The 16,684-nt window shown below is 74.4% G+C and carries 16 protein-coding genes and 1 pseudogene; 12 read left to right on the forward strand and 5 right to left on the reverse strand.

The features are described from left to right. Window positions 1-85 precede the first annotated feature (85 nt). From AB0H53_RS10350 to AB0H53_RS10380, 7 genes are all read left to right on the forward strand, one after another. Entirely contained in the window at window positions 86-2,539 is a 2,454-nt protein-coding gene (locus AB0H53_RS10350) for a hypothetical protein (RefSeq protein ID WP_362109604.1), read from the forward strand. A 56-nt stretch (window positions 2,540-2,595) separates the two neighbouring features. Continuing rightward, the gene (locus AB0H53_RS10355) at window positions 2,596-3,873 is read left to right on the forward strand and encodes a hypothetical protein (RefSeq protein ID WP_362109606.1); all 1,278 of its coding nucleotides are present in this window, start codon (window positions 2,596-2,598) and stop codon (window positions 3,871-3,873) included. Further along, a complete protein-coding gene (locus AB0H53_RS10360; protein ID WP_362109608.1) occupies window positions 3,870-5,162 on the forward strand; it encodes a serine/threonine protein phosphatase in 1,293 nt (430 codons plus the stop codon). The genes AB0H53_RS10355 and AB0H53_RS10360 overlap by 4 nt, the downstream gene beginning before the upstream one ends. Further along, complete coding sequence (locus AB0H53_RS10365; RefSeq protein ID WP_362109610.1) at window positions 5,159-6,394, forward strand: lipopolysaccharide kinase InaA family protein; 1,236 nt, start codon at window positions 5,159-5,161, stop codon at window positions 6,392-6,394. Before AB0H53_RS10360 ends, AB0H53_RS10365 begins: the two co-directional genes overlap by 4 nt. A gap of 23 nt (window positions 6,395-6,417) precedes the next feature. After that, the gene (locus AB0H53_RS10370) at window positions 6,418-7,128 is read left to right on the forward strand and encodes a vWA domain-containing protein (RefSeq protein ID WP_362109612.1); all 711 of its coding nucleotides are present in this window, start codon (window positions 6,418-6,420) and stop codon (window positions 7,126-7,128) included. Then, on the forward strand, window positions 7,125-7,568 hold the full coding sequence (locus AB0H53_RS10375) for a hypothetical protein (RefSeq protein WP_362109614.1): 444 nt from the start codon (window positions 7,125-7,127) through the stop codon (window positions 7,566-7,568). Before AB0H53_RS10370 ends, AB0H53_RS10375 begins: the two co-directional genes overlap by 4 nt. Window positions 7,569-7,636: 68 nt before the next feature. Then, on the forward strand, window positions 7,637-8,722 hold the full coding sequence (locus AB0H53_RS10380) for a zinc finger protein (protein WP_362109616.1): 1,086 nt from the start codon (window positions 7,637-7,639) through the stop codon (window positions 8,720-8,722). Between the two features lie 3 nt (window positions 8,723-8,725). Here AB0H53_RS10380 and msrB read toward each other — a convergent pair whose 3' ends face one another. From msrB to AB0H53_RS10400, 4 genes are all read right to left on the reverse strand, one after another. Beyond that, window positions 8,726-9,133 carry a peptide-methionine (R)-S-oxide reductase MsrB gene (gene msrB / locus AB0H53_RS10385; protein ID WP_362109618.1) on the reverse strand — a complete coding sequence of 136 codons (408 nt, stop codon included), beginning with the start codon at window positions 9,131-9,133 and terminating at the stop codon, window positions 8,726-8,728. Between the two features lie 16 nt (window positions 9,134-9,149). Then, window positions 9,150-10,547, reverse strand: a complete 1,398-nt coding sequence (murC, locus tag AB0H53_RS10390; RefSeq protein ID WP_362109620.1) for a UDP-N-acetylmuramate--L-alanine ligase — start codon at window positions 10,545-10,547, stop codon at window positions 9,150-9,152. A gap of 45 nt (window positions 10,548-10,592) precedes the next feature. Then, on the reverse strand, window positions 10,593-11,075 hold the full coding sequence (locus AB0H53_RS10395; protein WP_362109622.1) for an indole-3-glycerol phosphate synthase: 483 nt from the start codon (window positions 11,073-11,075) through the stop codon (window positions 10,593-10,595). 107 nt (window positions 11,076-11,182) lie between these two features. Beyond that, the gene (locus AB0H53_RS10400; protein WP_362109624.1) at window positions 11,183-11,950 is read right to left on the reverse strand and encodes a pyrimidine reductase family protein; all 768 of its coding nucleotides are present in this window, start codon (window positions 11,948-11,950) and stop codon (window positions 11,183-11,185) included. Between the two features lie 52 nt (window positions 11,951-12,002). On the opposite strand from AB0H53_RS10400, the gene zapE reads away from it, so the two are divergent. The 3 genes from zapE to AB0H53_RS10415 all read left to right on the forward strand — a co-directional run bounded on the left by zapE (window position 12,003) and on the right by AB0H53_RS10415 (window position 14,985). Continuing rightward, the gene (gene zapE, locus AB0H53_RS10405) at window positions 12,003-13,058 is read left to right on the forward strand and encodes a cell division protein ZapE (RefSeq protein ID WP_362109830.1); all 1,056 of its coding nucleotides are present in this window, start codon (window positions 12,003-12,005) and stop codon (window positions 13,056-13,058) included. A 35-nt stretch (window positions 13,059-13,093) separates the two neighbouring features. After that, on the forward strand, window positions 13,094-13,519 hold the full coding sequence (locus AB0H53_RS10410) for an OsmC family protein (protein ID WP_362109626.1): 426 nt from the start codon (window positions 13,094-13,096) through the stop codon (window positions 13,517-13,519). Between the two features lie 107 nt (window positions 13,520-13,626). Beyond that, the gene (locus AB0H53_RS10415) at window positions 13,627-14,985 is read left to right on the forward strand and encodes an alkaline phosphatase PhoX (protein ID WP_362109628.1); all 1,359 of its coding nucleotides are present in this window, start codon (window positions 13,627-13,629) and stop codon (window positions 14,983-14,985) included. Between the two features lie 18 nt (window positions 14,986-15,003). Here the strand turns inward: AB0H53_RS10415 and AB0H53_RS10420 are convergent, their stop codons facing one another. Further along, window positions 15,004-15,243: a DUF6296 family protein gene (locus AB0H53_RS10420; protein ID WP_362109630.1), complete on the reverse strand. Its 240-nt coding sequence runs from the start codon at window positions 15,241-15,243 to the stop codon at window positions 15,004-15,006. A gap of 114 nt (window positions 15,244-15,357) precedes the next feature. Here AB0H53_RS10420 and AB0H53_RS10425 point away from each other — a divergent pair, with 114 nt between their 5' ends. Next, window positions 15,358-16,215, forward strand: coding sequence for a polysaccharide deacetylase family protein (locus tag AB0H53_RS10425; RefSeq protein WP_362109632.1), 858 nt, complete (start codon window positions 15,358-15,360; stop codon window positions 16,213-16,215). Between the two features lie 205 nt (window positions 16,216-16,420). Further along, a pseudogene (locus tag AB0H53_RS10430) lies at window positions 16,421-16,567 on the forward strand (aldo/keto reductase); the annotation flags it as partial. Window positions 16,568-16,684 lie beyond the last annotated feature (117 nt).

The following is a 16,684-nucleotide window of genomic DNA, read 5'->3' on the forward strand; positions in this document are numbered from 1 at the left end:
CCGCACCCGCCGGGAACGCCGATCACCACCCCCGCCGCACACCCCGGACCCGCCCTCCCCCACCCGCCCCGGAAGCCCGAGAACCATGAGCGAGGAATTCCCCGCCGAGACGCCCGCCAGCGGGCACGGCACCACCGGCCCCGCCGCCAAGGACACGAAGGACGGCAGGGACGTCAAGGACGCCGGGTCGCCCAGGGACCCGAAGGACACCGCCGGTCCCGACGACGGCCCCGGGGCGGCCACCCCCGAACAGCGGCGGCCCGACGGCGAGGACCACGACGGGCCGGTCAGTGAGACGGAGGCGCTGCGCTCGCTGGCCGACGGCGGCGGGCGCGACGAGTCCGAGCGGTCCGACGCGCTGCGCGTCGGCGCCATCGCCGACGCCATCGCCCAGCGGCTGAACGCCGACGCCTCCGGCACCCGGATCGGCACCCTCGCACTGTTCAACGACGCCGTCAGCTTCGGCGGCGGCTTCCACACCGGAGGGAGCGGGCGCGGGGACCGGGCGGCCGGCGCGGGCCCGCGCGGCAGCACGTCCGTCCTGCCGCTGGAAGCGGCCGAACTGGCCGAGCACACGGACCTGTTCGTCCAGCCCGACCACTACGACGAGGCGCTGGACGACCTGTGCGAGCACCGGCTCCTGGTGCTGACCGGTCCGCCCGGCAGCGGGCGCACGGCGGCGGCCGTGAACCTGCTCGCCGAGGCCATGGCGCTCAGCGGCTCGGCCGAGGGCGGCTGCGCCCGGCTGCTGGACCCCGCCGCCGTCCTCGCCCCCGGCTGGGAGCCACCGGTCAAGGAGTGCGGCTACCTGGCGGTGCTGGAGGACGGCCCCGCCGGGGTGGGCGCGTTCTCGGCGGCGTTCGGCGTGCGGGGGACGGCCGGCCCGGCGCCGTGGGACGGACCGGGCCCCGGGGCCGGCATCCGCCAACTGGCCGCCGTGGTCGCCGCGCTGCGGGCCGGGCGCTGCCATCTGGTGCTGGTGGGCGGACACGACCTCGCGGTGGCCGCCGGCGGTCCCGGGGGCGAGGCGGTCGCCCGCCACCGGCTCACCCCGGTCGACCCGCTGGCCGTCGCCGAGCGCCGGGTCCTGGGCCACAGCGGTGATCCGGAGGCCCGCGCGGACCTGCGCCGGCTGCTGGAGTCCAGCGGCGCCGTCGGCGCGCTGCGCGAACAGCCCGCGGCCCGGCACGCCGTCCACCTCGCCTCCGTGATCAGGGCGGAGGGGGACGTGGCGGCGGCGGTGGCCGCCCTGCGCGACCCGAGCGACCAGGTGCGCGCCTGGTTCGACCAGTACCGCGAGCCCGAGGCGCTGGCCTTCGCCCTCGCGGCCGCCGTGCTGGAGGAGAGCAGCTACCTGACCGTCGCGGACGCCGCGGTCCGGCTGCGCGCGGCCCTCACCGCGCCCGAACCGGCCCCGGCCGACGTGCGGTTCCGCGACCGGCTCGGCCACGAACAGCAGTGGATCCGGCTGGACCTGCCGGACGGCGGGGCGGGCGCCGCCGGCCCGCCGCGGGTACGGTTCCGCAGCGCGCTGCTGGGCCAGGTGGTCCTCGCGTACGCCTGGAGCAGCCTCGACGGCCGGCGCGACGCCGTCCTGGAATGGCTGCGGCGGCTGCTGAGCCACGCCGACCTGGAGGTGCGCGCCCGGGCGGCGGTGGCCGCCGGTGTCCTGGCCTGGGCGGACCACCACTACGCGCTGCACCGGTTCCTCAAGTCCTGGGCGGGCGGCACCTCCTGGCCGCTGCGGCAGGCCGCCGCCACCGCTCTGGGGGTGGCCGGGAGCCGCCCGGAGACCGCCGAGCCGGTGTGGCGGCTGCTGCACGACTGGGCCCGGGGCGGTACGTCCGCCTACGAGCGGCGCCTCGCCGGGACCGCGGCCAACGCCGTGGGCGGCCTTCTGGGCCGGGGCGCGCCCGACCGGGCGGTGGCGGTGCTGCGCGCCGCCCTGGACCGCGGCGACGACTGGGGCACCCTGCCCGCCGTCGCCTGGGGAGGGCTGCACCTGGTCCACCAGGACCGGGCGGGCCATCTGCTGGACGCCTACCTGGACTGGTCGGAGCCGCAGGACCTGTCGCCGATGGTGGTCAAGTCGCTGTCCGCGTTCGTGTTCGCGGTCTCCCAGCCGTACGACCGGCCGGGCGGCGCCGGGCCGTACGACCGGCCGGGCGGCGCCGGGCCGTACGACCGGCCGGGCGGCGCCGAGCCGGCGGACGCCGGAGCCGGCGCGGCCGGGGTGCCACTGCTGCTGAGCGGCCTGCCCCGGCACCGCGAGCGGCTGGCCGAGCTGTGGGCGCGGGCGCTGGCCAGGCGGCCCGTCCAGGACGCCGCGCTGACGGCCCTGCGCGCCTGGATCGACGACTACGCGGACGCCTGCCCCGGTTCCCTGGACGCCATCGGCGCGCTGCTGCTGGACATCGCGCGCAGACCGGGCCGGCACCGCGAACGACTGCTGTGGTGGCTGGCGAAGTGGGCCGGGGACCGGGAGCGGCCGTCGCGGAACGCGGCGGAGCTGCACCGCCTGCTGGAGCGCGCGTACTGATCACCAGGGATCGACCACCAGGGACCGTCACCACGGACGAGGAGGGGCAGGGGACGATGGAGGAGCAGACCTACGATCCGGTGCTGGGCAGCGAGGAACTGGCCAAGTGGCGGCTGATGAACCCGCTGCGCCCGCCGGCCCCCGGCCGTGCCCTGGTGCTGGTCCGGGACAGCGGTCCCTCACTCACGGTGCACAGCGGCGAGGAGATCCCGTCGTCCCGGTTCGGCGCGTACCGCCGTGTGTTCACCGTCGACATGACCGAGCACCGGCTCGTCCTCGACATCCCGCTGCTCAGCCGCGACCCCACGTTCTCCTTCCGCAGCCGGGCGGACCTGGTGTGCCGGGTGGCGGACCCGGCGAAGGTGGTCTCGCGCGGCATCCGCGACATGAGCGGGGCGCTCTACGGCCATCTGCGCAAGACGCTGCGCGGCGTCGCCCGCGACTACGACATCGCCGAGTTCCACGAGGCGGAGGAGGCGCTCAACACCGCGCTGTACGGCTTCAGCGGCGACGACGCGGTCCGGCTGCGCAACATCCAGATCGAACTGCTGGTCGACGAGGACGAGATCACCGCCAGCGGGCGGGACTTCCGGGACGTCGTACGCGAGACCCGGCTGGCCGGTATGCGGCGCGGGCGCCATCTCGACATGATCCGCGAGGAGGGCGTCGACGGCCTGATCGCGGAGATCATGGAGAAGGAGGGGCCGCGCGCCGCCCTGGCCTGGATCGAGAAGGGCGAGGCGGAGAAGCGCGAGGTGCGGCGCGAGGTGATGCGCATGGTCCTGGAGCGCGGCGACGCCGACCGGGAACCCTTCGAACAGGCGGAGCTGGAACGGGCCGTGCTCGACGAGGTGCTGCGGGACGGCGACGGCCTGTTCGACACGGCGGCCCGCCGGGGCCGGCTGGGCGGCAGCCTGGCCCGGGCCCTGGAGGGGCGGGAGCCGGCGGGCCCGGCCGCCGAGGAGACCGAAGCGCCGAAGGGGGCGCGCGGGCGGGAACCGCTGCGGGGCGAGGTGCTCCGGGAGGGCCGCGCCGGCGACGAGCGGCCGGGCAGGTCCGGGGGCGGGGCCTCCCCCGGCGGGCGCGACGGCGGTGCGGACCGGCGGACGGGGCCCGGGGCGGCCGGGCCGTCCCGTACGGGTGGCGCCTCCGGCGTCCCGGCCGCGCCGCCCGAGGACGAGCCGCTGCCGCCGGCCGGCAGCACCCCGGCGACCGCATCGGCGACCGGCCCGGACGAGCCGGCCCCGCCGCGGGTGAGCCGGGTGCGGGGCACCGCCAAGCGCCCGCGCGGCGGGACGTCCGGCACCACCGGCCACGACGGGGAGCGACGATGACCGAACCCGACCGCACCACCCACCACTCCGGTGCCCCGCTCCCCTCCTGGAGCACGGCGCCGCCGCCGACGGCCCCCCGCGCACCGGCCGGTGCGCCGCCCGGTCAGGACGCGCCGCACGCACCACAGGCGCCACCGCACGCGCCGCACGGACCGCGGCAGCCGCAGCCGGACCCGGCGGCCGCACCCGAGCGGGACGCCGGGGCCGGCCCCGCGCACCGGGTGCCACCGCCGCAGCGGATCTGGCGGTACGGCGGCGAGGGACTCCAGGCGCTGTCGGTGTGGACCGAGCGGGTCCCGGGGCGCGGCGAGGACGCCGACCCGCTCGTCGCCCACCACTGGGACAGCGGCCAGGGGCTGCTGGCCGTGTTCGACGGTTCCGGCGGGTCCGGCGCGGCCCCCGTGTGGCAGGCTCCCGACGGTGAGTCCCGTACCGGCGCCTGGGTCGGGGCGCGGGTGGCCCGGCTGGCCACGGACTGCTGGTTCCGCGAGGTGGCCACCGGCGGTGAGCCGGAGGGGCCCGAGAGCCTGCGCGAGTACCTCCAGTACTTCCTGGCGTCCGCCCCGCAGCGCCGCAGCAAGATCGGCGGCACCATGCGCCGGCAGTTGCCGACCACACTGGCCGCCGTCCACTACCGGATGTCCGAGGACCACTCCCTCGAACTGCACGCCCTGTGGGCCGGTGACTCCCGGGCCTACCTGCTGCGCCCCGAGACCGGCCTCCAGGTCCTCACCCGCGACCACACCCGGGAGAGCGACGCCCTGGAGCTGCTGCGGACGGACCCGCCGATGACCAACCTGGTCTGCGCGGACCGGGACTTCCTCATCGGCACCCAGCGGCTGACGCTGCCCGCGCAGCCCTGTGTGCTGGTGACCGCGACGGACGGGTTCTTCGGCTACGTCCACACACCGGCCGATTTCGAGTACGTGCTGCTGCACACGCTGCACCTGGCGCACAACGAGGGCGAGTGGGCCGACCTGCTCCGCCGCGAGGTGCAGGGCTACACGGCCGACGACGCCTCGCTGGCGCTGCTGGCGCTGAGCCACGGTGGCTTCGGGGCCCTGCGCGGCAACTTCGCGGCCCGGTACGCGCAGGTCACCGACCGCTACGTACGCACCCGGCCGCGCGGTCTGGACCGGCCGGCCCCGGACACCGGCGTCCTCCGGTCCGGGCCGGGGGACGCCGCGTCCCTGCCCGCGCGGGTCCGGGCCTGGCAGGACGAGACCTGGCACGCCTACCGCGCCGGCTACGAGACCTACCTGCCGCCCGCGACCGAGGAGCACGCATGAAGAAGGGCGACGTGATCGCGGGCTACCGCGTCATCAGCGAACCCACCAACGCCAACGGCGGCAAGTGCATCTGGGCGTTCGCGGAGAAGAACGGCGGCCAGTACTTCGTCAAGCGGTTCCTGGAACCCAAGCGGCCGCGCGACGACGACACCCGCGACACCCCGAGCCTGCGCATCCGCCGCCAGCTCGCGCGGGAGTTCGAGCAGCGCCACCGCACCATCATGAAGCGGCTGCGCCCGGACGCGCGCGGCGGCGGGAACCTCGTCCTCGCCACGGACTTCTTCCACGAGGGCAGTACGTACTACAAGGTGACCGAGCGGATCGACACCTCCAGCCTGGAGAAGCCGCAGGCCCTGGAGCCCCGCCAGAAGATGGTGCTGCTGAAGACGCTGGGGATGAGCCTCAAGCAGCTGCACGACATCGACATCGTGCACGGTGACCTCAAACCGCTGAACGTGCTCGTGCAGAAGCGGGACGGCGCGGCGTTCCACACCGCCAAGCTGATCGACTTCGACGACTCGTACGTGTCGGGGAGCCCCCCGGACCCCGGTGACATCGCGGGCGACTCGCTGTACGGGGCGCCCGAGTGGCGCCGCTACATGCAGGGGGACGAGTCGGTCGGCCCGGAGCACCTGACCTGCGCCGTGGACGTCTTCGCGCTGGGTCTGATGACGCACCTGTACCTGGTGGGGTCGCTGCCCGGCCACGACGAGCGGTACGGGTCCCCGGCCGACGCGGTCAACGCCGGTGAGCGGCTGCTGCTGGACAGCCGCCTCTCGGACGCCATGCAGGGGCTGCTGCGGGCCATGACCTCCCGCGCGCCGGGGAGCCGGCCGCGGATGGCGACCTTCCTGAAGGCGCTGGCCGACCCCGAGGTGTGCGCCCTTCGGCACCGGCGTCCGGGGACGGCCGGGTCCGCGCCGAAGCGGACGGCACCTGGCCCGGCGTCCGGGTCCGGGTCCGGGGCGGGTCCCCGGGCGAGCCGGATCCGAGCCAACCTCAAGGCGTCCGGGCGACCCGGCCCGGCGGTGCCGCCCGGCGCCGGGGAACCGGCCCCGGGACCGGGCGCCGCACCGGCCGCCGCCGCGCCCCCATCCGCCGCGCCCGCACCCGCCTCCCCCGCGCCCGCGCCCACCGCGCCCGAACCCGCCGGGACCGCCGACGCCCCGGCCGAGCGACCCTCCCGCGTACGGATCAACCTCGGCGACCGCGGCCGGGACCGACGCGCCTGACAGCCACCGACAGGAGAGCCGATATGAACGCCCCCATCGAGCAGTACCAGGGCAACCTCCAGTACGCCGTCGACATCGTGCTGTGCGTCGACGCGACGGGCAGCATGTTCCCCGTCCTCGACAGTGTGAAGGCGAGCGCCCTGCAGTTCCACGACCGGCTGAACGCGGTGATGGCCAAGAAGGGCAAGGCGATCAGCCAGCTCCGGCTGAAGGTCATCGCCTTCCGGGACTTCGGTGACGATCCCTCGAACGCCATCGAGCAGACCGACTTCCTCCACCTGCCCTCCCAGGCCAAGGACTTCGAGCGGTTCATCAAGGGCATCGACGCCACCGGCGGCGGCGACATCCCCGAATCCGGCCTGGAGGCGCTGGCCCTGGCCGTCAACGCGCCCTGGGAGAAGGGGCTGGACCGCAGGCGCCATGTGATCGTGATGTTCACCGACGCGCCCGCCCACCCGCTGGGCTCGGTCGGCGCCTCCGCCCCGTCGTACCCGGCGGGCATCCCGCGCAGTATCGACGACCTCTTCGAGCAGTGGGGCTACGCCCGCAGCCAGACCGCCGTCATGGAGCAGTCCGCCAAGCGCCTGGTCCTGTTCGCCCCGGACCAGGCGCCCTGGTCCGACCCGATCGCCGAGGAATGGGACCTCACCCTGCACTTCGCCTCCAAGGCGGGCGAGGGACTGGAGGAGTTCGAGATGGACGAGATCATCGAGACGATCGCGAACAGCCTGTGACGAAGCTGCGCTGGCCGGGTTTCCTGCTGGAGTGCGCCGACGGCCTGCTGGGGTTCGTGTGGCACGGGTTCTGCCACATCGAGGTCAGGGTGGACCGCTGTACGGCGGCGACGGCGCGCCCGCAGGGCCCGGACGGGAGCGGTCAGCTGGTCTTCCAGTTCCGCGACGCCGAGGCCGGCCGGCCGGACCTGGTCGTGGTCCGGGTGGACGTACCGGCCCAGTCGGCGCGGGAGGCGGAGCGGTTCCTGGCGCTGCTGCGGCACGACCACGCCGTACCGGAACGGCCGAGCGAACCGGCCGACGACGCCGGGCTGGAGCGGGTTCCGCTGGACGGCCCCCAGTGGCTGGCGGCTCCGGCGAGCCCGGTGTCCGAGGAGCTGTTCCGGGACGTGATGGCCCGGGTCGCCGGGGATTCCGGCGACGCCGGGGACACGGCCTGAGGTCACGATCCGCCCCGCCCTGACGGCGGGGCCGGTGGCCCGGCCGAGCGATGAGGAGGAGAGCGGGAGTGGCGGCATCGGCCAACTGGCGCTGCGCGGACTGCGACACGTACAACGGCCCCGCGGACACGTCGTGCACCATTTGCGGCAGCGGCCGGCGCACCGCCGCTCCGCGTGCGGGGGGCGGTTCCCGGCCCGCCGCCAAGCGACCGGGCACCGCCCGGCCGCCGGCCGACTGGCGCTGCTCCAAGTGCGACACCAACAACGCCCGTACCGATCTCACCTGCATCGTCTGCGGCACCGGCTGGAAGGCGGCCGGACCGGCGGCGAAGCCCGCCCCCGGCAAGCCGGCCGCCGCCCGGCCGTCGTCCGCCGGCGGACCCACCGCGAAACCCGCCGCCAAGGCGGGCGGCGGCGCGAAGAAGTCCGCGCCCAGGAAGCCCACGCCGAAGCGGGCACCCGCGCCGCCGAGGACCACCCCGCACGAGCGGGCCGCGGCCCGCCCGCCCACGCCGCCCCGGACCACGGCCCCGCCGCGGGCCGCCACCCGCGCCCGTGACGAGGGCATCTTCTATCCCTCCGGGGCCACCACCGGGTACACGCCCACCGCTCCGCGCCCTGCTCCCGGGTACCCGGCCCCGCCGCCGGCGAGCGGCCCGGACCCGCGGTGGACGCCGCCGCGCCCCCGCGCCACCGCCGCTCCGGCCGGGAAGACCAACGGGTGCCTGTCGGGATGCCTGGGCCTGGTGGTGTTCCTGGTGCTGCTCGGGCTGCTCGCCGACGGCTGTGGCAGCGGCGATCCGGGCGAGGGGGAGCCGGGCCGGTCCGCGCCGAGCGCCACCGCCGGGCAGTGCCCCGGCCGCATCGCCGCCGAGCTGCCCGGGGGCGAGGGCGCCGGGCTGGTCGAGGCGTTCCGCACGGTGAACAAGCAGATCACCCTCTGCCGTACGCCGGGCGGCACGCTGTACTACTACGGCGAGTTCACCGACCGGCGGGAGAAGGGCATCGCGATGGAGGCGGAGGAGACCTCCGACGGCTACGAGGCGCGGAACGGCCCGTACCGCTATGTGATCCACGACGGGGTCGTGACGATCTACCAGTCGGGGGAGCGGCTCGGCGAGGAGAACCTCGTCCCCGAGCCGTCCCCGTCGTGAGGCTCACTCGCCGGCGGGCTCCAGCCGCAGCGAGACGGAGTTGATGCAGTACCGCTGGTCGGTCGGGGTCGGATAGCCCTCGCCCTCGAAGACATGGCCCAGGTGGGAGCCGCAGCGGGCGCAGCGGACCTCGGTGCGGACCATGCCGTGGGAGCGGTCTTGGATCAGCTCGACCGCGTCGTTGTCCTTCGGGTCGTAGAAGGACGGCCAGCCGCAGTGCGACGCGAACTTGGTCTCCGAGGTGAACAGCTCGGCGCCGCACGCCCGGCAGGAGTAGACGCCCCTGGTGTCGGTGTCGGTGTACTCACCGGTGAAGGCGGGCTCGGTGCCGGCCTCGCGCAGGACGTGGTACTCCTTCGGGGACAGCTCCGCCCGCCACTGCTCGTCCGGCTTCTCGACGTCGTACGCCATAACGACTCGCCTCTCCTCAGTCCCGGTCCAGGCGGGCGAGGATCCTCGGTCCCAGATCGGTGACGTCGCCCGCGCCCATGGTGAGAACGAGATCACCGGGCCGGGCCATTCCCGCGACGGCGTCCGGCACGGCGTCCTTGTCGGACACGGCGGTCACGTCGGCGCCCGCCGCGCGGGCCGCGTCGATGATCAGCGCGCTGGTGACACCGGGGATCGGGTCTTCGCGGGCCGGGTAGATGTCGAGGACGACCGAGGCGTCGGCGAGGGCCAGGGCCCGGCCCATCTCGGTGCCCAGTTCCTGGGTCCGGGAGAACAGGTGCGGCTGGAAGACCACCAGCAGCCGTGCCGCCTCACCGGCGGCGGCGCGCATGGCCTCCAGGTCGGCGGTCATCTCGGTGGGGTGGTGCGCGTAGGAGTCGATGACCTGGACGCCCGCGGCCTCGCCCTTGAGCTGGAGGCGGCGGCCGACACCGGTGTAGGCGGTGAGGGAGCGGGCCAGCCCGGCCGGGTCGATGCCCACGCGGGCGCCGGCGGCGAGCGCGGCGGCGGCGTTGTGGGCGTAGTGGCGGCCGGGCACGGACACCGTGAAGGTGTGCTCGGTACCGTCCAGGACGACGGTGACCTCGCTGGCCATGCCCTTGGGGGTGATGGCGGTGATGCGGGCGTCGGAGTCGGCCGACTCGCCGACCCGCACGATGCTGAGGTCCTCGCGGTCCGCGACCCGGCGGGCGAGCTCGCGGGCGCCGGCGTGCTCGCCGACGACGAGGGTGCCGCCGGGGCGGATCTTGGCGACGAAGGCCTCGAAGGACTCGTAGATCTCGTCCATGGAGGCGTAGTTGGCGTGGTGGTCCAGCTCGACGTTGAGGACGATCGCGACCTCGGGGTCGTACTTCTGGAAGCTGCGGTCGCTCTCGTCGGCCTCGGCGACGAAGATCTCGCCCTCGCCGTGCAGCGCGTTGGTGCCCGGGCCCGCGAGGTCGCCACCGATGGCGTACGAGGGGGCCAGGCCCAGCTCGCCAAGGGCGACGGCCAGCATCGAGGTGGTGGTCGTCTTGCCGTGGGTACCGGCCACCGCGACGGCGCGCAGCCCGGTCATCAGCGCGGCGAGCGCGTCGGAGCGGTGGACCACCGGGATGCCCAGTTCGGTGGCGCGGGCCAGCTCCGGGTTGTCGGCGCGGATGGCGCTGGAGACGACGACGCAGCTGGTGTCGTCGGCGAGGTGGTCGGCGGCGTGTCCGATGTGGACGGTGGCGCCGAGCGCCCGCAGGGACGCGGCGGTCTCCGACTCGCGCGCGTCACTGCCGGCGACCTTCGCCCCGCGCTGGGCCAGGATCTTGGCGATGCCCGACATTCCGGCGCCGCCGATGCCGATGAAGTGCGGCCGTTCCATGGCAGCAGGGATGGCGGGTGCCATGCGTGTGTCTCCCCGGGGTGTCGCGTGTGTGAGGGGCCCAGCCTATTAGGTGCGCGGCTCCTCGTTGTGCGCGAAGAGCTTGAGCACCGGTACGCCGACCTTGTGGCGGGCCCGGGAGGCCCAGTCCCGGTGGAAGAACTCCTCCACGTAGTGCGGCTTGGTCAGGACGATCACCTCGTCGGCGCCGGCCTCCTCCACGACGGCCTTGAGCTTGTCCAGCGGGTGGTCCTCCACGACCTGGCCGACGGCCTCGCAGCCGGCCTCCCGCAGTACCTGGAGCGAGTGCTCCAGGCCGGCCTGGGCGGAGAGCACCGCGGCCTTGCCCTCGGGCTCGTCGCCCTCCTTGACCGCTTCTCTGAGTTCGCCCAGGGCGACGTCGTCGATGGCCCGCAGCAGCACGACGGCCTGCTCGCCACGGGGCTGCATCAGCACGATGAAGGACAACCTCTCGTCCCCGTGCAGCGTGGTGACGAACTCCACGTCCACGGACGACAGAGGCTTCTCGATCATCAGAACACTTGTGAACACCTCGGGAGCCCTTCTGCGGAAACCGTCCTTCCCCGTGCCGGCACGGGGACTGCGAAAGTAAGTGTGCCCGGCGGGAGCAAACCGGAACGATAAATTCCAGTAATTGATCAGGTCCGGCTGTACCGGGTGAAGAGAAACCCGCCCTCCTCCAGGAGGGACACCAGCGTGAACTTCGACGGTACGCCCACCGGCGGGCCCCCGGCGATCCGCTGCGCGTCCCCGGCGGTGAGCAGCGGGGAAACGGTCAGGCACAACTCGTCCAGTACCCCCGCGGACACCAGCTGCCCCAGCAGCCGCGGGCCGCCCTCGGTGAGCTGGCGGCGCAGGCCTCGCTCGGCCAGCGCCCGCAGCGCCCGGCCCGGCTCCACCCCGGGTCCGTCGCCCGCGACGATCACCTCGGCGCCGGCCCGCCGCGCCTCACGGACCCGCTCCGGCGGCGCCGCGGCGCCCGTCAGGACCAGCGTGGGGACGAGCGGCCCGGTGAACAGGGGGGCCGAGAAGTCCAGCTCCAGCGAGGCGCTGACCACCGCGACGGCGGGCGCAGGGCCCTGTCCCGCCGCCGCCCGGCGCTCGGCGAAGACGGCACGCGCGCGCGGCGGGCGGTAGCCCTCCGACCGGACCGTCTCGGCGCCCACGATCACCACGTCGGCCAGGCCGCGCAGGGTGCCGAAGATCCGCATGTCGGCGTCGGACGAGATGGGCTGGGAGCGCCCGTCGTGCTGGGCCGCGCCGTCCAGGGTCGACACCATGTTGGCGCGCAGCCAGGGGCCCGGGACCGGATAGGCGTAGGCGTCGGCCAGCTCGTCGGGGGACCACTCGTGGCCGGCGGGGCCGGGGGTCGCTGTCGGGTCGGTCACAGGGAACAGGCGTCGCATGCGGTGCAGTCTGGCACGGCGCATAGAGTGGGGAACTGTGTCCACCAGTGCCATGACCGAAGCGGCCCCGCTCTCCCTGTGCGCCCGCGAGCCCCGTGTCCCCGCCGACCGTCTGGTCGCCGACATGGTGCCGCCGCCGCGCTTCGACTCGGTGCGCTTCGACACCTACCTCCCGGACCCGAACCAGCCCAGCCAGACCGAGGCGGTCGCGGTGCTGAGCTCCTTCGCCGCCGGGCTGGGCGGCGCGCACGCCACCGGGGCGGGCAGGCGGCGCTGGTTCGCCAGGAAGCCGGCCGCGCCCACCGGGCCGCGCGGGGTGTACCTGGACGGCGGGTACGGCGTCGGCAAGACCCACCTGCTGGCGTCCCTGTGGCACGCCACCCCGGCCGAGCCCGCGCTGAAGGCGTTCGGCACGTTCGTGGAGCTGACCAACCTGGTGGGCGCGCTCGGCTTCCAGCAGACCGTCGCCACGCTCAGCGGGCACCGGCTGCTGTGCATCGACGAGTTCGAGCTGGACGACCCGGGTGACACCGTGCTGGTCTCCACGCTGCTCGGCAAGCTGGTCGACGCCGGGGTCGCGCTGGCGGCCACCTCCAACACACTGCCCGGCAAGCTGGGCGAGGGCCGGTTCGCCGCCGCCGACTTCCTGCGGGAGATCCAGGGGCTGTCCGCGCACTTCCGCCCGCTGCGCATCGACGGCGAGGACTACCGCCACCGGGGACTGCCCGAGGCCCCGGCGCCGTTCTCCGACGAGCAGGTGACGGGGGCCGCGCACGCCACGCCGGGTGCCTCGCTGGACGGCTTCCCGCAGTTGCTGGAGCACCTGGCCCGGGTCCACCCGAGCCGGTACGGGGCGCTGACGGACGGACTGGCCGCGGTCTGCCTGACCGGTGTGGCGCCCGTGCCCGACCAGTCGACCGCCCTGCGGCTGGTGGTCCTGGCCGACCGGCTGTACGACCGGGAGATACCGGTGCTCGCCTCCGGGCTGCCCTTCGACCGGCTCTTCAGTGACGAGATGCTGAACGGCGGGTACCGGAAGAAGTACTTCCGGGCGATCTCCCGGCTCACCGCGCTGGCGCGGGACGCGAAGGGACTGGTGGCGCAGTAGGTTTGGAGGCCGCAACCCATCCGAAGGGAACCATCATGGCCACCACGCGCACCGCTCACACCGTCTGGGAAGGCGAGCTCCTCAAGGGCTCCGGCGTCGTCAGCCTCGACTCCTCCGGCATCGGCGAGTACCCGGTCTCCTGGCCGGCGCGCGCCGAGCAGGCCAACGGCAGGACCAGCCCCGAGGAGCTGATCGCGGCCGCTCACTCCAGCTGCTTCTCGATGGCCCTGTCGCACGCCCTGGCCGGTGCGGGCAACCCGCCCACCCGCCTGGAGACCAAGGCCGACGTGACCTTCCAGCCGGGTGAGGGCATCACCGGCATCCACCTCACCGTGCGCGGCGAGGTGCCCGGCCTGGACGAGGACGGCTTCGTCGCGGCCGCCGAGGACGCCAAGAAGAACTGCCCGGTCAGCCAGGCGCTCACGGGGACGACGATCACTCTGACCGCCGAGCTCGCCTGACCCGCTCCCCACACGGGGCACCCGGCCCGCATGGTTCACGTGTCGCCCGACGCGTGGTACACATGCGGGCCACAGCACATTCCTGTCCGCCAGCAGGGAGTCGCCCCATGTCCGCAACACGGCGTCAGATCCTCGCGCGCACCGGGGCGTCGGTGGCGTCCATCGCCTTCACCGGCGCCTTCGCCGAACTCTTCGCGGGCACCGCCGCCGCCCGCGGCCACACCGGTTACGGCCCCCTGCTCCCGGACCCCGAGGGCCTGCTGGACCTGCCCGAGGGGTTCCGCCACCGGGTGCTCTCCCGGGAGGGCGCCCCCTTGCGCTCCGGCGAGGGGCCGGTACCCGGCAGGCATGACGGCATGGCCGCCTTCGCCGGCTGGCGCGGCCGCGTCCACCTGGTGCGCAACCACGAGAACGGCGCCACCGCCCGTCTCGGCGTGCCGGCCGTCGAAGGCCTGACGTACGACCCGGCGGGCAAGGGCGGGTGCACGGCGATCGCACTGGACGCCCGGGGCGAGGTGACCGGCGAACGTGTCGCGGTGGCGGGCACCGCCGTCAACTGCGCGGGCGGGCCCACCCCCTGGGGCACCTGGCTGACCTGCGAGGAGACCGAGGACCGGGCGGGCACCAACGGCTACACCAAGGACCACGGCTTCGTCTTCGAGGTGGACCCGGTCGATCCGCGCCGCACCGGAGCCGTACCGCTGACCGCGATGGGCCGCTTCCAGCACGAGGCGGTCGCGGTCGACCCGCGCAGCGGGATCGTGTACGAGACCGAGGACGCCTTCGACCGGCCCTTCGGGCTCTTCTACCGCTTCCTGCCCCGCAAGCCGCTCGGCGGCACCGGTTCGCTGCGCGCGGGCGGCGCGCTGGAGGCGATGCGGGTGCCGGGGGTGCCCGACCTGTCGGCGATCCAGGAGACCGGCACGGTCTTCGAGGGCGTGCAGTGGGTTCCCGTACCGGACCCCCAGGCCCGGCAGACCCCCGTCCGGCTCCAGGACTTCGGCCCCCGGGGCATCACGCACGCCCAGAAGCTGGAGGGGTGCTACTGGAACGGCCGGGCGGTCTTCTTCGTCTCCAGCTTCGCCCGGGCCCGCGCGGGTTCGGCGGCGGACCACTACGGCCAGGTGTGGAAGTACGAGCCGCACCGGCGCCGGCTCACCCTGGTGGTCGCGTTCGGCCCCGGCACCGGCGTCCAGCTGCCCGGCGAGTCCCCCGACAACATCTGCCTGGCTCCCGGTGGCGGCCTGATGGTGTGCGAGGACGGCGACGGCGCCCAGCACGTGTACGGGCTGACCAGGCGCGGCCAGGTGTACCCGGTGGCCCGCAACGCGCAGAACACCGGGACCGAGGGGAAGCCCGAATGGGGCGAGTTCGCCGGGGCCACCTTCTCCCCCGACGGCCGGACCATGTACGTCAACTGCTACGCGCCCGGGACGACGTTCGCGGTGACCGGCCCCTGGCGCTAGCGGCGCCCGGGGCGCCGCTCACAGGGCCCGGACCCGGACCGTCAGGGCGGGGTCCTGGTGGCCACCGCTGGCCAGCATCCGCACCTCGCCCCGATCGCTGATCTCGGCCAGGACTATCCCCGACTCGTCGGCGTACACCGGATGCCCGCCCGGGCCGGTCCGGTCCGTGCGGTTCACCTCGACGATGTCCTCGTCCCCGGGGGCCAGGGCCGAGCCGCCGTGCCCGAAGGTCAGCTCGTACCGGTCATGGACGCGCATCCCGCCTCCCCAGAAAGTGGTTCCGACCCTCCGCGTCCCCCCGAATGGGTCATTCAACACACATTCCGACCTTTCGGTTATTTTTTAAGGTAAATGATCATATACTTTCGCTGAATGATCATTCGTGTACGGAACACTGCGGTGCTTGTCCTGCTCGGCACCGGTCTGCTGGGCGCGTGCCTACTGAGCTGCGGCGCCGGCGACCCCACGGCCCCCTCGGTACCGGCTTCCGTACGGCCGTCCACCCCGGCGCGCCTCTCCCCGCCCCGCACGCCGCCGACGATGGCCCCCGGGCCCGGCGGACGTACGCCCGTCTTCGAGCGCGGGCCCGGCACCGCGGGCCGCACGGTCGCGCTCACCTTCGACGCCGACATGACGGCCGACCAGGGGCCCCGGGCGGCGCGCGGCGAGCGGTTCGACAACCCCGCGCTGATCGGCACACTGCGGCGCCTGAAGGTCGACGCCACGGTCTTCATGACCGGCCGCTGGGCCGAGGAGTACCCCGAGCAGGCGAGGGCGATCGGCATGGACCCGCGCTTCGAGGTCGCCAACCACTCCTACAGCCACCACGCCTTCAAGGAGCCCTGCTACGGGCTGCCGGTGCTGGCCGAGCAGGACATGACCGCCGACGTGCGCCGGGCCTTCGACACGTTCCGTACGGTCGGCGTCCGCAATGTCGTGCCCTACTTCCGCTTCCCCGGCGGCTGTTACGACGAGGCCGCGCTGCGCGCGCTGGCACCGGCCCGGGTGACGGCCGTGCAGTGGGACGTGGTCAGCGGTGACGCGTTCGCCACGGACCCGGACGCGGTCGCCGAACAGGTCCTGGCGGACGTGCGGCCGGGCTCCCTGGTGGTGATGCACTGCACGCGCAGCGCGGCTCCGGTCACCGAGGCGGCGATCCGCCGGATCGTGCCCGAACTGCGTGCCCGGGGATACCGGTTCGTCAAGGTGTCGGAGCTGATGAAGGGATAAGCGGTACCCGGTGGCTCGCGCTGGAGCGCACTCCAGCGCGTAGCGTCCGGTCCGCGCCCGGCGCCGCGGCCGGACGCCTGAAGCGAGGGGAAGCACCGTGCGATACACCTTGTTCGGCGGGCTGCGCGTCAGCGAGCTCAGCCTCGGCGCCATGACCTTCGGCGGCGACGAGGGCTTCGGCGCCGGGGAGGAGACCAGCCGGCGGATACGGCTCGACGTCGACGCCGTGGCACTGCTGGACCGGGTGAGCGCGGCGCCGCTGGGCTTCCCGCACGACTTCCTGCGGGAACCCGGCATCACGCGCAACGTCTACGGCGACCGCTGGGCCGCCATCAACGATCGGCGCGCCACCCGTCCGCGCCCGGCCGGCATCCGGCCGGACGGCATCCGGCCGGACGGCCCCCAGGTCCCTGTCCGTCCGATCATGAAACCGCGGAAGTGTGGACGCCGGCCCCGCCGCCACAGCTGC

The organism is Streptomyces sp. NPDC050856 (assembly GCF_040653855.1).
GTDB lineage: Bacteria > Actinomycetota > Actinomycetes > Streptomycetales > Streptomycetaceae > Streptomyces.

Excerpts from the sequence above, each read along its gene's own strand:
- AB0H53_RS10350 (WP_362109604.1), top strand. The coding sequence starts at position 86 with ATGAGCGAGGAATTCCCCGCCGAGACGCCCGCCAGCGGGCACGGCACC.
- AB0H53_RS10355 (WP_362109606.1), top strand. The coding sequence starts at position 2,596 with ATGGAGGAGCAGACCTACGATCCGGTGCTGGGCAGCGAGGAACTGGCC.
- AB0H53_RS10360 (WP_362109608.1), top strand. The coding sequence starts at position 3,870 with ATGACCGAACCCGACCGCACCACCCACCACTCCGGTGCCCCGCTCCCC.
- AB0H53_RS10365 (WP_362109610.1), top strand. The coding sequence starts at position 5,159 with ATGAAGAAGGGCGACGTGATCGCGGGCTACCGCGTCATCAGCGAACCC.
- AB0H53_RS10370 (WP_362109612.1), top strand. The coding sequence starts at position 6,418 with ATGAACGCCCCCATCGAGCAGTACCAGGGCAACCTCCAGTACGCCGTC.
- msrB (WP_362109618.1), bottom strand. The coding sequence starts at position 9,133 with ATGGCGTACGACGTCGAGAAGCCGGACGAGCAGTGGCGGGCGGAGCTG.
- murC (WP_362109620.1), bottom strand. The coding sequence starts at position 10,547 with ATGGCACCCGCCATCCCTGCTGCCATGGAACGGCCGCACTTCATCGGC.
- AB0H53_RS10400 (WP_362109624.1), bottom strand. The coding sequence starts at position 11,950 with ATGCGACGCCTGTTCCCTGTGACCGACCCGACAGCGACCCCCGGCCCC.
- zapE (WP_362109830.1), top strand. The coding sequence starts at position 12,003 with ATGACCGAAGCGGCCCCGCTCTCCCTGTGCGCCCGCGAGCCCCGTGTC.
- AB0H53_RS10410 (WP_362109626.1), top strand. The coding sequence starts at position 13,094 with ATGGCCACCACGCGCACCGCTCACACCGTCTGGGAAGGCGAGCTCCTC.
- AB0H53_RS10415 (WP_362109628.1), top strand. The coding sequence starts at position 13,627 with ATGTCCGCAACACGGCGTCAGATCCTCGCGCGCACCGGGGCGTCGGTG.
- AB0H53_RS10420 (WP_362109630.1), bottom strand. The coding sequence starts at position 15,243 with ATGCGCGTCCATGACCGGTACGAGCTGACCTTCGGGCACGGCGGCTCG.
- AB0H53_RS10425 (WP_362109632.1), top strand. The coding sequence starts at position 15,358 with ATGATCATTCGTGTACGGAACACTGCGGTGCTTGTCCTGCTCGGCACC.